This is a genomic window from Pedobacter sp. KH_004 (assembly GCF_057840755.1).
On record NZ_CM174519.1, the window covers coordinates 2,231,534 to 2,244,651 of the forward strand.

Annotated in this window: 15 protein-coding genes; 12 read left to right on the plus strand and 3 right to left on the minus strand. The window is 37.1% G+C overall.

All coding sequences use genetic code 11. The features are described from left to right. Positions 1–50: 50 nt before the first annotated feature. Positions 51–2,168 (plus strand): HRDC domain-containing protein, encoded by a 2,118-nt coding sequence (locus tag AC3ITD_RS09480; protein ID WP_489365977.1) that lies wholly within the window; start codon positions 51–53, stop codon positions 2,166–2,168. A 9-nt stretch (positions 2,169–2,177) separates the two neighbouring features. Here AC3ITD_RS09480 and AC3ITD_RS09485 read toward each other — a convergent pair whose 3' ends face one another. Next, positions 2,178–2,678, minus strand: coding sequence for a hypothetical protein (locus AC3ITD_RS09485; protein WP_056850145.1), 501 nt, complete (start codon positions 2,676–2,678; stop codon positions 2,178–2,180). Positions 2,679–2,857: 179 nt separating this feature from the next. Here AC3ITD_RS09485 and AC3ITD_RS09490 point away from each other — a divergent pair, with 179 nt between their 5' ends. The 6 genes from AC3ITD_RS09490 (at position 2,858) to AC3ITD_RS09515 (ending at position 8,796) form a co-directional block, all read left to right on the plus strand. Then, positions 2,858–3,178, plus strand: a complete 321-nt coding sequence (locus tag AC3ITD_RS09490) for a hypothetical protein (protein ID WP_265802065.1) — start codon at positions 2,858–2,860, stop codon at positions 3,176–3,178. A gap of 272 nt (positions 3,179–3,450) precedes the next feature. Next, positions 3,451–3,795: a hypothetical protein gene (locus AC3ITD_RS09495; RefSeq protein ID WP_489365980.1), complete on the plus strand. Its 345-nt coding sequence runs from the start codon at positions 3,451–3,453 to the stop codon at positions 3,793–3,795. Between the two features lie 115 nt (positions 3,796–3,910). Then, a complete protein-coding gene (locus tag AC3ITD_RS09500; protein WP_489365982.1) occupies positions 3,911–6,304 on the plus strand; it encodes a TonB-dependent receptor in 2,394 nt (797 codons plus the stop codon). Between the two features lie 31 nt (positions 6,305–6,335). Then, on the plus strand, positions 6,336–7,046 hold the full coding sequence (locus AC3ITD_RS09505) for a DUF4625 domain-containing protein (RefSeq protein WP_489365984.1): 711 nt from the start codon (positions 6,336–6,338) through the stop codon (positions 7,044–7,046). Between the two features lie 3 nt (positions 7,047–7,049). Continuing rightward, on the plus strand, positions 7,050–7,541 hold the full coding sequence (locus AC3ITD_RS09510; RefSeq protein WP_265800520.1) for a DUF4625 domain-containing protein: 492 nt from the start codon (positions 7,050–7,052) through the stop codon (positions 7,539–7,541). A 19-nt stretch (positions 7,542–7,560) separates the two neighbouring features. After that, positions 7,561–8,796, plus strand: a complete 1,236-nt coding sequence (locus AC3ITD_RS09515) for a hypothetical protein (protein WP_489365986.1) — start codon at positions 7,561–7,563, stop codon at positions 8,794–8,796. A 41-nt stretch (positions 8,797–8,837) separates the two neighbouring features. Here AC3ITD_RS09515 and AC3ITD_RS09520 read toward each other — a convergent pair whose 3' ends face one another. Then, on the minus strand, positions 8,838–9,521 hold the full coding sequence (locus tag AC3ITD_RS09520) for a DUF4142 domain-containing protein (protein WP_489365988.1): 684 nt from the start codon (positions 9,519–9,521) through the stop codon (positions 8,838–8,840). A gap of 174 nt (positions 9,522–9,695) precedes the next feature. On the opposite strand from AC3ITD_RS09520, the gene AC3ITD_RS09525 reads away from it, so the two are divergent. Next, positions 9,696–10,058, plus strand: coding sequence for a response regulator transcription factor (locus tag AC3ITD_RS09525; protein WP_265800524.1), 363 nt, complete (start codon positions 9,696–9,698; stop codon positions 10,056–10,058). A 1-nt stretch (position 10,059) separates the two neighbouring features. Here AC3ITD_RS09525 and AC3ITD_RS09530 read toward each other — a convergent pair whose 3' ends face one another. Beyond that, the gene (locus AC3ITD_RS09530; protein ID WP_489365990.1) at positions 10,060–10,884 is read right to left on the minus strand and encodes an ion transporter; all 825 of its coding nucleotides are present in this window, start codon (positions 10,882–10,884) and stop codon (positions 10,060–10,062) included. A 152-nt stretch (positions 10,885–11,036) separates the two neighbouring features. On the opposite strand from AC3ITD_RS09530, the gene AC3ITD_RS09535 reads away from it, so the two are divergent. The 4 genes from AC3ITD_RS09535 to AC3ITD_RS09550 all read left to right on the plus strand — a co-directional run bounded on the left by AC3ITD_RS09535 (position 11,037) and on the right by AC3ITD_RS09550 (position 13,020). Further along, positions 11,037–11,756, plus strand: coding sequence for a DUF481 domain-containing protein (locus tag AC3ITD_RS09535; protein ID WP_265800526.1), 720 nt, complete (start codon positions 11,037–11,039; stop codon positions 11,754–11,756). Positions 11,757–11,933: 177 nt separating this feature from the next. Next, on the plus strand, positions 11,934–12,134 hold the full coding sequence (locus tag AC3ITD_RS09540; RefSeq protein ID WP_265800528.1) for a hypothetical protein: 201 nt from the start codon (positions 11,934–11,936) through the stop codon (positions 12,132–12,134). Between the two features lie 142 nt (positions 12,135–12,276). After that, a complete protein-coding gene (locus tag AC3ITD_RS09545; protein WP_265800530.1) occupies positions 12,277–12,471 on the plus strand; it encodes a hypothetical protein in 195 nt (64 codons plus the stop codon). 144 nt (positions 12,472–12,615) lie between these two features. Then, positions 12,616–13,020 (plus strand): GlcG/HbpS family heme-binding protein, encoded by a 405-nt coding sequence (locus tag AC3ITD_RS09550; protein WP_463487215.1) that lies wholly within the window; start codon positions 12,616–12,618, stop codon positions 13,018–13,020. Positions 13,021–13,118: the final 98 nt, after the last annotated feature.

A 13,118-nucleotide genomic window follows, 5' to 3' on the forward strand; every position in this document is an offset into this window, starting at 1 on the left:
TGCATCTTTGCATAAATATTTTGATCAATTAAGAAGGATCCCTGCATAAGATGAACGAAACCGATACTAATCAATCCGCTCCCGATAACCAACTTATTCTCGATTTTATCAAGTTCACAAATCAACCTATTTTTCTAACCGGAAAAGCAGGAACCGGAAAAACCACGCTGCTAAAAAAGATCAAAGAAACTACACAGAAAAATTTCGCTGTAGTGGCGCCAACTGCTGTTGCCGCAATAAATGCAGGTGGAGTTACCATTCATTCGTTCTTTCAAATGCCATTTGGACCAATTATTCCCGTGGCTAACGACCAGCAATTTAAAGAAGTAAAATACAATGAAGAAAAGATAAAGCTCTTGAAATGCCTGGAACTTTTAGTTATTGATGAGATTAGTATGGTTCGGGCAGACATGCTCGATTTTATTGATCAATCTTTAAAAAAAGTAAAAGGTTCTAACATGCCATTTGGCGGTGTACAAGTTTTAATGATTGGTGATTTATATCAACTATCGCCCATTGCACATGATGCATGGCATATTTTGAAAGAATATTACCTAAGTCCTTACTTTTTTGATAGCCATATTCTTAAATCAATTTCATTAACCACCTTTGAGTTAAAAAAAGTTTATCGTCAATCCGATCCGTTATTCATTGATATTTTGAATAGAATTAGAGAGAATGATTTAACGACAGCACTTTTAGATAAACTCAATTCACATTACGATCCAAGTTTAGAAGATAATTGGAAAGATGAGTACATCACCTTAACCACACACAATAATTTAGTTACCCAAATTAACAAAGATTGTCTTGAGAAATTAGATGGTGAGCTTCACACCTTTAGTGCAAAAATAACAGGCGATTTCCCTAAAGATGCTTATCCTGTTGATGAACTACTGCAGCTTAAAGTAGGTGCCCAGGTGATGTTTATCAAAAACGATTCGTCGGGTAAAAAGCAGTATTACAATGGGAAGGCAGCAAAAATTGTGTCTATCTCCAATGACACCATTAAAGTGCAATTTTTAGATGATTCGGCTCATTTTGAAGTGGAGCGGGAGGAATGGAAGAATTTGAAATACAACCTTGATCAGGAAGAGAATAAAATTGAAGAGGTGAATACGGGCTCATTTTCTCAATATCCATTTAAACTAGCCTGGGCAATTACCATTCATAAAAGCCAGGGCTTAACGTTCGAAAAGGCAATTGTTGATATTAGCGCATCCTTTACCCATGGACAGGCTTATGTGGCGCTAAGCAGGTGCAAAAGTTTGGCTGGATTAATTTTGAAAACCCCGGTGAAGATGGAGAATATTATTACCGATAAAAGAATTATCGGTTTTACATCAAAGGCGGTAACCAAGGTTCCAACTGATCAAAATTTAGTGCTCTATGTTAAAAAATACACCTGGGATTTGATTGAAGACTTGTTCGATTTTACTTCTGTAAGCGAAAGCTGGGCCAACATAAAAGGTGTTAGTTTTAATGCTTTCGATGAGAATTCGGCCTTTAAAAACATGTTAAATAATACTTCCGAAGTTTTGGATGCTCAACTGATTAGAGTAGGCACAAAATTTAGAAGTCAGGAAATTGCCAAAATTTCAAAGGAAACCGATGTTGCTGACGAGAAACTATTTCTAGACCGATTAAGTAAAGCTTCAACCTATTTTACACCAAAAATAAATCAAGTAATTGAAGAGATATCCAAGTTTACATCTTTAAAATTATTGGCTGATGAAAAGTCGGAAAGAACGGTGATTACGCTGATATCAATTTTAAATACCTTAAATGTGAAACTGGCCTTATTTGGTTTCCCGTGGGCAAAATTTTCGATTGCAGATTACACCAAAACTTTTTTAGATGCCGGTAATAAATACGAGATTACACCCAGGAAAACATTTGTAGCTAAAATTGATATTCCTAAAGAAATCGCCAATCAAAAACTTTATCAGCGCTTACTTGATTGGCGCAGTGATTTGAGTAGGAAAAGAAACGTTCCTGAACACACTATCCTTTCTGATGTTGCTTTGGTGAACATTGCATCGAGACCACCGAAAACTACCGATCAACTCGCAGCCATAAGAGGAGTAGGAATTGGTAACGCCGTTGATTTGGGAGGAGAGATTATGAAGATTGTGAACAGCTTTATGGGTGCTAGCACATTATTCTAACCTTTGTAACTACTTGAAAAATAAAAAATAGCAAACGGTTAACACAATTCCGATAAACATGAAGCCGACACGAGCAAGCCATTTATTTAAGATACTTTGGCCCTGTTGAGTGATATTTTTCTCGAGGTTTTTGAGTAAAACTTCTTGCTTTTCTACCTTTTCTTTGAGGTCTAAATTTTCAGTTTTAAGATCGAATATGCTTTTTCCGGTATCTTCTTCTAATTTGTTTAAAGCGTAGCGCCGTTTAAAACCGCCTTCGCTAATAAACATATCTACACCTGCTTGTTTACCCACCATTGCCGGTAATGGAACGCCATCTACCTGTCCCACTAAAATAACGAGATTCATTTGAACTAAAACATCCAGATAATCAGAAGCCAGCGTACCATTTCCTCTAAATATTTTAAGTACCCTATCGGATTTGATATAAACTTCCTCCTCAAATTCGTTAAGGATATTGTCCAAAAGCTCACATTTAGCTGGAGTTAAACTTATGGAGAGATTTTTCATTTAGGTGAACGTGAATTATTCGGCAAGAAAGCAAAAAATAATTTAAACAGAAAGTTTTATTGCAAAATAAGCCAGAATAGCACATTTGGAGCGGGAAAAATGATATTCCTCCATGTTGTTATCATCTTTCATCAAAACTTATGCTAAAAAATCAATGTTGTTTATATAAAAATCATACTATGAAAAATCCAGATCAAGAACCAATTAAAGACGATGAAATTCCAAACATAGCGCAATTTCAAGTCGATCGCTCAAACGGCAATGCAGCAGAAGGCCATGCCCCAGACGAAGAAAATGATGATGAAAGTTACACCGAAGATGAGATTCCTTTTGCTGATGGAGAAGGAACTCAGCTTGATGAAGTTATCGATGAGCAAGAAGGAGATGAGGCGTTAGAAGATGATGAGCTAGAGGATGACGAATTACAAGATGACGAACTAGAAGGTGACGAACTAGAAGATGACGAGTTAGAAGATGATGATGAACCAAGTCAGATTTAATTAAATTGAAGCTGTCTCAAAATCAATTTGATAAATGAAAAGACAAAAAAAATCTTGAATATCGCCGTTCCCAGGCATCAAGATTTCTCAAAATAGTAATCTTGGAAAATATTAAATTCGCAATTTTGAGATGGCTTCTACAACATCTATTTAAGCGTTTAGTTTAATTATCAAACGATTACAAATAATTAATCTTCTCAATAAGCCCAAAATATTTATTTTTTGAAAAATCAATTGTTATTTTCAAAAATAAATGCAACTTTGTGGCGTAAATGAATAACAGGAAACTAAAAAAAAGAACTGATTTAGTGAAGGCGGTGAGCGCACTGCTCATTCTCACTTTCTCGTTTATTTCTGTAATTCAAATCATCCACAACCACAACACTGACGATGTTGAGCAGGTGGGTAATCAAAAAGATAATATTTCTTTTACCGAAAAATGTTCGGTGTGCGATTATTTGGCACATAAACATGGGAAAGAGATCTTGTTGCCTCTACCCTTTTCTATTTCATATCCTTTACCAAAAGTAAACCTGCTTAATACAGGCACATTTTTAGCCAATTACAAATTTACACTTCAAGGCTTTACCAATAAAGGCCCGCCTATTTCTGCCTAGAATGCCGTAATCGGTATTTCCAACCTCCAATATTTTTCTCAATTTTTTTGACATGATTAGTATGCCAATGCTTTGCATATGCTAATCCTTTAACTATTGGCTTAGGCCATCGGCAATGCGTAAATTTTTAATTTTATTATTTTCCTTATTTGGAACTGTGCAGGTATATGCGCAACAATTTCAACTCAGTGGAACCGTTTCTTACGAACTAAAACCGATCTCAAACGCTACGGTCCAGCTAGTTCAGTCGCCAATTTCAACCCGTACAGATGATCGGGGTAACTTCACATTTCCAGCTTTGGAAAAAGGAGTTTATCACCTGATGGTTATTGCAGTAGGCTTTTCCAAAACAACAATCACAATAGAAGGAAGCGATCAGGCTGTTATCAAAAATGTGGTTCTTCAAAAAGAGGTCAAGCAACTAGCTGACGTCATCATAAAAGATAAACATGTAGAAAATCGCCGTAAAGCGGAATCGTTGAATATAGAAATTGTTAACCAGGATTTTATCCAACGAAATTTGGGTGGAAGCCTGATGAAAAGCCTGGAGCGCTTGCCAGGAATTAAGACCATTGGCATCGGTTCAGGACAATCGAAACCGTTAATTAGAGGCTTGGGCTTTAATAGAGTTGTTGTTGTTGAGAAGGGTATTAAACATGAAGGGCAGCAATGGGGAGCCGATCATGGTTTGGAAATTGATCAATTTGCCACTGGCGAAATTGAACTAATTAAAGGTTCTGCCTCATTTATTTATGGATGTGATGCCATTGGAGGCGTAATTGACATATTACCGATTGCCGTTCCAGCGCCAAATAGCCTTGGGGGTTCGGTAGATTTAATTGGAAAAAGTAATAACAACCTATACGGAACATCGACAAATCTTTATGGCAGAAACAAAAAATGGTTTTTCGATTCGCGATTTACTTACCAAAATTATGCTGATTACCGGGTACCTGCAACCAAGGTTTATGTGTATGACTACGAAGTAAATTTAAATAACAATCGCTTAAGAAATACCGCAGGAAAAGAAACTGGAATTCATTTCAATACTGGTTTTGTTGGAGATAAGTTTAGATCGATATTTCATCTAAGTAATACCTACACCAAAAGTGGTTTTTTTGCCAATGCCCACGGACTGGAGCCAAGACGTGTTGATAAGCAGCTCCACGATAATTCAGATCGGGATATTTTACATCCGTATCAATCGGTTAACCATTTTAAAATCATTAACAGATCGAGCCTTCAATTAGAAAACCACAACATTGAAGCTGAATTAGGTTATCAAAAAAACTTTAGGCAGGAATTTAGTCAATACGTCAATCATGGCTTTATGCCACCTATTTACCCTTCTTCGCTATTGATTCAAAGCGATTTAGAAAGGGAGTTCGATAAATCAGTTTACTCGGCAAATCTAAAAGATAGAGTCAAAATTGATGCTCACGAATTAACCGTTGGAATAAATGCAGAATGGCAGCGTAACAACATCAACGGATGGAGCTTTCTGGTTCCGGCATTTAACCAAAGTACAATTGGCGCTTTTGCGTACGATAAGTTCAAAATCAGCGAAAATTTATTGCTGCATGGTGCGATAAGGTACGATAGAGCACAAATTAACATGTTTGAATACAAGGACTGGTTTCCATCGCAAGTTAATAGAAACGGCAATTTCGAACAGCAAAACCTGCAACGGGCTGCCAATTTGAATCGCACTTTCAACAGCTTGGTATGGTCTGCTGGATTAAATTACAATCTATCGAATTTCAGTTTAAAGGCTAATATTGGCAAAAGTTTCAGAATGCCGATTGCAAAAGAACTAGGTGCAAATGGAGTAAACTATCATTACTTCAGCTACGAAAAAGGGAACCCGAATCTTTCCGCTGAAAAATCATATCAAGTAGATCTAACGCTCGGCTGGAGCGATGCAAAATGGTCGGTTCAACTTAGTCCCTTTTACAATTATTTTCCAAATTATATTTACCTGAATCCGACTTCTAGTCATGATTATTCTTATGGTGCGGGCAATCAGATATTCGAGTATGAAGAGAGTCGCGTACAGCGCTTTGGTGGAGAGATTCAACTGAAATATGAGATTTTTCAAAATCTAAGCACCCAATTTTTAGGAGAAATATTGCAGGCGAAGCAATTATCTGGAGATAAAGAGGGATTTACGCTGCCATTTTCTCCACCAGCTTCTGCCTTGTTTAACCTCACCTATTCTCCTAAACTTAATACCAAGTTGAGCAATACCTATTTCTCGGTGGACTACCGCATTACCAGTAAACAGGAAAATATTGTTCCTCCAGAGAAAAAAACGCCTGGCTACCAACTGATGAATATCCAGATTGGAACTAAAATATCACTTTTCGAAAATCCAATTCAAGTCAGTATTCAGGCACAGAATTTATTCGACACAAAATACCTCAATCATACCAGTTTTTATCGCCTTATCGAGCTTCCTGAAGCAGGACGAAACCTCATTCTCTCGGTAAAAATCCCCTTTTCAAAATAAATAATCAGTTATAACCTTAAAAACACCCATTATGAACAAATTTACAAAGCCCTTTTTAGGACTGTTGATGATTGCAGCAACTTTTACAGCCTGTAAAAAAGAAGAAGTAATTCCAGATGCGCCTTCTATCACAAACTTAGAAATTGGCACCAATAACAACAAAACCGCTTACCCAGGAACGGACATCCACCTGGAGGCCGATCTTTTTTCGGCTAGCAATTTAGCCGGCGTTCAGTTAACCATCAAGCCCAAATCTGGCTCGGGCTGGAACTTTAGCCAAAACTATACGGAGGGCTTTGCTAACATTAAAAATGCAATTTTTCATAAACACATTGATGTACCAACCACGGCTGCTTTGGGTAGCTACCTCGTAACCATTATCGTCACCGACGTATTAGGTAAATCGACAGTAATTGTGAATGATTTAGAAATCAAATACGACCCAACACTACCCAATGCCACAGGTTTTGAAGTGGTTTTAAATACTGCTGGCATTGATTTGCATGTAGAAGCATCAGTTTCTGCCATTAATAAAATCGCCAAAATTGAAGTTGAAGTGGATGGATCGGCTTGGGAGAAGGACTTTTCGTTCACCTATATTTCGATGGTTGGTTTAACCAACTACAATTTCCATAAACACCTCGATGTTACCGCAGCACCAAAAGGCCATTACCATGTACACCTTAAAATAGTCGATCAGCTGGGGAAAGAAAATGAATTTGAAGAACATTTTGATAAATAAAACATGATGAAAAATAAATTTAATCCAAAAAGAACGGGCTATCTGATTTTAGGCCTCGCAATGGTGTTCCTCCTCAGCAATTGCAAAAAAGAAACTGAAGAAATTGATACCAGCTATCCCGAAATTGTTGCGAGTGCAAGCGCTTTTCCACAACAGTGTAGCATTGTTAAACGTGGCGAATCTTTCACCTTTAAAGCTCAGGTAAGTGATAACGTAGAACTTGGTTCCATGAGCATTGATATCCACCACAACTTCGACCATCATTCGCACAGTACTGAGGTAAACAGCTGCAATATGGAAGCAATTAAAACTCCCGTAAAACCCTATCTACTCATCCGAGAAATCAATATTCCGGCAGGGCAAAAAAATTATGAAGCCACAGCAACCATCAATGTCCCGGCAGATATAGATCCAGGTGATTACCATTTTTTGATCAGAATCACCGATAAAGCCGGATGGCAAACAATTAAAGGAATCAGCATAAAAATTAATTAATCAATTAAAATCAAACCCAATGTTATCCAAAAACAATTTTAAGAAAGCTGCCCTGCTTATTGCCGTTGCTGCAGCATTTACCGCTTGTAAAAAAGACAATCAACAACCTGAAGAGGAACCTACAAATGTTGTAAAGGAGTTTAAATATGTACGTTTACTTACATCAGATGAAACTTCAAATAAGCTAACTTTAGTTGACCCATTTTCGTCAGCTATTTCATCTTTCGATGCGAAATATCCAGTGGCAAATCTTTATGCTACTTCTTCCGGCAGGTATGCTGCAGTGCTTTATGGTACTCAAAATCTAGCGGAGGTTTTTGATAGCGGTTTGTCATCACATGTAGATCATATCGATGTATTGCACAATCCAAAATGGGCCAGTATTACTGCAAATGGCATAAAGCCAACCCACTTCAAATCAAAAGCTAATGAAAGTTTAATTTTTAATGATGGCGACGGAACTTTGAGCAGGGCTATGGAAAGTGATTTTAACACGGTAGGAGCAAGATTTTCCATTGTGAACGCCGGTTTATTGCCTCATCATGGTGCAATGGCACAATTTACAAACGGAACCTATGCGGTAACTTCTACAACAGCAGCTGGAGCATCGCCCAACAGGGTTTTAATCATTGGTAAAGGCGGCAAAACCGTATTTGCTTCAACCTTAGCCCTTGGGGCGATCCATGGTAACGCAACTGATGGTACACACGCTGTTTTCGGTGGTTTTACCAATGCCGCTGCAACTGCAGGTGGCGTTTTGGTGGTGAAATCTAACGGTGAGCAACGGTTGATTCCAAATCCCGATGGATTTGGCGCATTTAGGTTGGGTAGCATTTACTATGCAGAATCGGCAAAGAAATTTATTGGTTATGTGGCTACCAAAGGGGCTTATTTAATTGATCTGGCTGGGGATAAGATCACCCCTATTTACAGCGGTGCTGATGCATTTCAATGCAAAGTTGATTATGCCGGAAAAAATTTGTTAGTGTTAACTTTGGATGGAAAACTTCGTGTTTATGATTTAGCGACTGGAGCTTTGAAAAAAGAAGGTGCTGTAATTTCAGCAACCTTAAGCACTGACACCTATAAGCCTGTTTTAGAAGCGACGGCAAAATTCGCTTACATCGCTTTACCAGGATCTGGTGAAGTACATCAGATTGACCTCGACACTTTCAGCGTTTCCGCAAAGTACAAAGTATCTTCAAAACCAGTTCGATTAACGATTTTCGGTTTTGAGAGTAACGCTTCGCATTAATTTTACAGGAGGTAGCTATTTTCATCGCTACCTCTTTATTTTTATTTCATCATCGCACTTAACTGAGCTAAATGTGCTTTAAGTTTCGATAAATATTTAAGGGCATATTTTTTCACATCTTTATCCGATGATTTAGACCCTGCCTCGAAAAGTGCAACAACATTTTGATGATCCTTTAAGCTAGCTGCAAGATAAGCGTTGTCAAAATTTTCGCCTTTCAATTGGTTAAGTTTCGTGATTGATTGTTGCATATCAGCATCACTAAGCATCGCAAAGCCTTCAACCATAACACCTTTTGGCTGACCTGTATTTCCTGCTTCACCTTGATTTTGATTTCGCGAGGTATCCAACAAATTTGTAGGAGCCGAATCCACTCTGCCATCGGGCCTTTGTCCTTCCGGCAATTTACTCGTTGGTAAACTTATGTTTTTTGTTTTTGCCAGGCTTAAAAGCTCCTGGTTTGCTTTTGTATGCAAGTCGAGAACGCTTGTTGAAAAACTCCTAATTTTTTGATCTTTAGAAATTTCAGCGGCTAATCCGCTCATCTGTAAACTCTTTATTCCATACCGCATGGCTTGGGCCATGAAAACTTCAGGCGGAAGAACATTTTGTTTTCGTTCGTGGCTGATCACATTTACTGAAGGCGTAATACGTTCTGATGCGGTAGCGCTTGCGGCAATTGATAAGCCGATAACGAATGCAAAGCTTGATTTAAGATTTCTCATAATTTTACTAGCTGATGTAGTTAATCAACTTAAAAAAGCATAAAAAAGTTTGCGAAAAATTTGATTTGAAATAGACGGTGAATAAAAGAAGTTAATAACTCAGGCAATGTGAACAAATAACTTAAACATCTGAAAATGAAAGACGTTAAGCACATATTACTCAACATAAAGCTTATGAAAAAGTGCATATTTGTAGTAGAAGATAATCCCAACATCAGAGAGATTATCGAGTTCTTGCTCACGGAGGAATTGTATGAAGTTAAAGCTTGTCGCAATACTAGCGATTTTTGGAAACAAATGCGGCTAAACATTCCAGACATGGTGATTTTGGATATCGTGTTGCCTGATGGAAATGGCATTGAAATTTGTACACAATTGAAAGCCAATGTTAAAACCCATCACATTCCGGTGATGATGATGTCGGCAAATAATCACTTAAACGCGGTAAAAGCGAAATGTACGGCAGAAGATTTTATTAACAAACCATTCGACTTGAATGATTTTGCAGGTCGTGTAGAACGTTATTTACCGAATTAGTTTATCGAAAAAGCGATGAGCCACAATGCTTACAAAAAAGCGCATCAGAATCGTGCCCTTCAAGGCTGCAACTTGGGCAAGATTCGGGCATTTCCTTTTTAGATTTTGCAGCAACAGCAATATCGTGAGTAATAATTCCTGTCGGTACAGCGATAATGGCGTAACCAATAAGCATAACCATTGAGGCAACAAATTTTCCCATTGGGGTAATTGGAGAAATATCGCCGTAGCCAACCGTGGTAATGGTTACTATTGCCCAATAAATACTTTCCGGAATATTCGAAAAACCATTTTCCCGCTGCTCTACCAGATACATGATCGAACCTAAAATTACGGTGATCGTTAATACGGTAAGCAGGAAGATGCTAATTTTTCTAAAACTGTTTTTCAGCGCCTGCGTAAGGAAATTAATTTCGCTTAGAAATTCTCCGAGTTTAAAAATCCTAAAAACCCTTAATAATCTTAATGCTCTGAAAGCCAAAAGCGATTGTGCACCAATAAAAAATATACTTAAATAAGAGGGCAATAATGAGATAAGATCTATAATCCCCAGCAAACTAAATACATACCTCACTGGCTTTTTAATGCTGATCAACCTTAAGATGTATTCTATGGTAAACAGGCCGGTAAACACCCACTCCACATGATAAAATAAGTTACCGTATTTATTGTGGATGCTAACAACACTATCAAGCATTACTACTATGATACTGGTAAATATAGCAATGAGTAAACCCACATCAAAAGCTTTGCCTGCAGGGGTATTCGACTCGTAGATCACCTCGTGCAAACGGAAACGCCAATGCTTAGATGTTGTTGGTTTCATGCAGTAAAAATAATCATTTGGTCTAATAATAGAGACATTTTCCGAGATAGCAATTGAGCGAAGCAAGTTATCGGATCAGGATCTGGAGCGGAAAAAAACTGTTTGTAAATTGCTTACTAAACATTAATCATTGTAAATCTGTTAACCTGAGTATGGAGAAACTTTTACTTATTTTCAATTTCATCTTCGTATTTCTTAATGCATCGGCACAATATAGCGACAGTACGAATTACCATCTTTTGCTTTCCTCTACAGGTTCAATTAACAGAACAGATGATCAGCGTGCCTATTTATTAAACAATGGTTTAAATTTTGGAATGAAGAAGGAAACCTTCGTTTTAAACTCTAACACCAGTTGGCTTTATGGAAAACAAAACAACAACTTAAGCAATAATGATTTCTCGAGTACGCTTAACTTCAACCTGTTTAAAGGACCAGAACATTTTTATTATTGGGGTTTAATCAATTACAACACCAGCTATTCGTTAAAGCTAAAAAATCAATTACTTGCCGGCGGTGGTATTGCCTACAGTTTTCTTGATGAACCGAATTCCTACATCAATTTGAGTAACGGCATTCTTTTCGATCAAAGTAGTTTAGTGGTTGGCGAGCGTTATAATACCTTACGTAATTCGCTCCGGTTACAATTCCATTTCGCAATTAAAGAAATTATAACCCTAGATGGAAGCCATTTTTTACAAAATTCTTTTTCAAGAGGTGGCGACTATATTATCAGATCATCTACAACAATAGGCTTAAAGCTAAGAAAGTGGATTAGCCTAACTACTACGCTGAACTATAATAGATTGAATATCACAGAAAGAGAGAATTTAAATTTCACCTACGGTTTAAGTTTAGACAAATATTTTTGACCTCAAATCAACTGACCCATCTCATTTATAAGGAAAAGCAAAATTTAATTGAATGATAGAAGATGTTGAAAATTTTTACCCGATTTAAATAATTGATAAACAGATGAAAAGCTCGTGATTTTATCTTTATCGAAATTTGGATACTTCAATTTCACATTCAAATTATAATTTTGCGTTATGGCAAACACGAACGTTAGAAAATCTATACAAAGTAAAATAGAATCTTTAGGCAAAGAAATCGAAAGCCTTCAACAAGAGTTAGCGAAATGGGAAAAAATCGCTGCTGATTACGAAACGAATTCGGAAAGTATTGATCTCATCCTTTCTATACAAATACCAGAAAAAAACGAGACAAAAGCAAAAAAGATTAGACTTTAGATAGGCGTTTCATTATTCCAATTCGATACTCTTAAAACTTAATCTGGAGGCTATACATTCTTAACTGTTTTTTTTTAAAAAGAGACAAAACCTTTGGAATAACGGCGCTGTTTTACAAGTAGTTAAAACAAAAATTATTCCTATGAAAAAGTTAATGATTGTAATGCTACTTGCTAGTTTTAGCTTGGGCACTATTGCGCAAACCCGGCCAGATACCGTTAAAAAGAAAACTGAATGGCCTAAAAAGAAACCCGATAGAAAAGATCCCTCAAAGAGAGATACCATGAAAAGGGATACAATGAAAAGAGATACGACAAGGAAATTACCACCGAGGTAAATAAACTGAAAGCCCAGATGATTTGTCTGGGCTTTTTTTTTAATATCGTTGCGAAAATCAATAAATTTCTGAAACATATTTTCCAATCAGAACAATAACAAGTTCTGAATGTTAACTTTATCATAAAAACCAATTTGAAAAATTATGAGTTTAACATTAGAAGTAGTAGAAAAAATATCAGCCGCCGCTAAAGCAAAGGCAACTGAAATTGGTGTTCCCATGAACATTGCTGTTGTAGATGAAGGTGCAAACTTAAAAGCATTTCATAGAATGGATAATGCCTGGCTTGGATCTATTGATATTTCCATAAAAAAAGCAAAAACGTCAAGATTTTTTGACATGGATTCTGGCGAAATCGGCAAGTTATCACAGCCTGGTCAACCACTTTACAATATAGAACACTCAAACGGAGGATTAATTAGCTTTCCAGGTGGGGTAGTTTTGAAAGATGAATCAGGTAAGGTAATTGGCGCCATCGGCGTTTCTGGAGGAAGCGTTGAGCAAGACCATGAAGTAGCAAGTGCAGGAGCTGCAGCTCTTAAATTTTAAAATCCATAAATGTTAGATGCACTTATGCATCTAACATTTTTTCAAATACATCTTTAAAAATCCCAAAATCATTTCTTCTCTAACTGCCCTAATCTATT

What these genes read in the sequence shown, in the direction of transcription:
- AC3ITD_RS09480 (WP_489365977.1), top strand. Translation starts at nt 51, where the DNA reads ATGAACGAAACCGATACTAATCAATCCGCTCCCGATAACCAACTTATT.
- AC3ITD_RS09485 (WP_056850145.1), bottom strand. Translation starts at nt 2,678, where the DNA reads ATGAAAAATCTCTCCATAAGTTTAACTCCAGCTAAATGTGAGCTTTTG.
- AC3ITD_RS09490 (WP_265802065.1), top strand. Translation starts at nt 2,858, where the DNA reads ATGAAAAATCCAGATCAAGAACCAATTAAAGACGATGAAATTCCAAAC.
- AC3ITD_RS09495 (WP_489365980.1), top strand. Translation starts at nt 3,451, where the DNA reads ATGAATAACAGGAAACTAAAAAAAAGAACTGATTTAGTGAAGGCGGTG.
- AC3ITD_RS09500 (WP_489365982.1), top strand. Translation starts at nt 3,911, where the DNA reads ATGCGTAAATTTTTAATTTTATTATTTTCCTTATTTGGAACTGTGCAG.
- AC3ITD_RS09505 (WP_489365984.1), top strand. Translation starts at nt 6,336, where the DNA reads ATGAACAAATTTACAAAGCCCTTTTTAGGACTGTTGATGATTGCAGCA.
- AC3ITD_RS09510 (WP_265800520.1), top strand. Translation starts at nt 7,050, where the DNA reads ATGATGAAAAATAAATTTAATCCAAAAAGAACGGGCTATCTGATTTTA.
- AC3ITD_RS09515 (WP_489365986.1), top strand. Translation starts at nt 7,561, where the DNA reads ATGTTATCCAAAAACAATTTTAAGAAAGCTGCCCTGCTTATTGCCGTT.
- AC3ITD_RS09520 (WP_489365988.1), bottom strand. Translation starts at nt 9,521, where the DNA reads ATGAGAAATCTTAAATCAAGCTTTGCATTCGTTATCGGCTTATCAATT.
- AC3ITD_RS09525 (WP_265800524.1), top strand. Translation starts at nt 9,696, where the DNA reads ATGAAAAAGTGCATATTTGTAGTAGAAGATAATCCCAACATCAGAGAG.
- AC3ITD_RS09530 (WP_489365990.1), bottom strand. Translation starts at nt 10,884, where the DNA reads ATGAAACCAACAACATCTAAGCATTGGCGTTTCCGTTTGCACGAGGTG.
- AC3ITD_RS09535 (WP_265800526.1), top strand. Translation starts at nt 11,037, where the DNA reads ATGGAGAAACTTTTACTTATTTTCAATTTCATCTTCGTATTTCTTAAT.
- AC3ITD_RS09540 (WP_265800528.1), top strand. Translation starts at nt 11,934, where the DNA reads ATGGCAAACACGAACGTTAGAAAATCTATACAAAGTAAAATAGAATCT.
- AC3ITD_RS09545 (WP_265800530.1), top strand. Translation starts at nt 12,277, where the DNA reads ATGAAAAAGTTAATGATTGTAATGCTACTTGCTAGTTTTAGCTTGGGC.
- AC3ITD_RS09550 (WP_463487215.1), top strand. Translation starts at nt 12,616, where the DNA reads ATGAGTTTAACATTAGAAGTAGTAGAAAAAATATCAGCCGCCGCTAAA.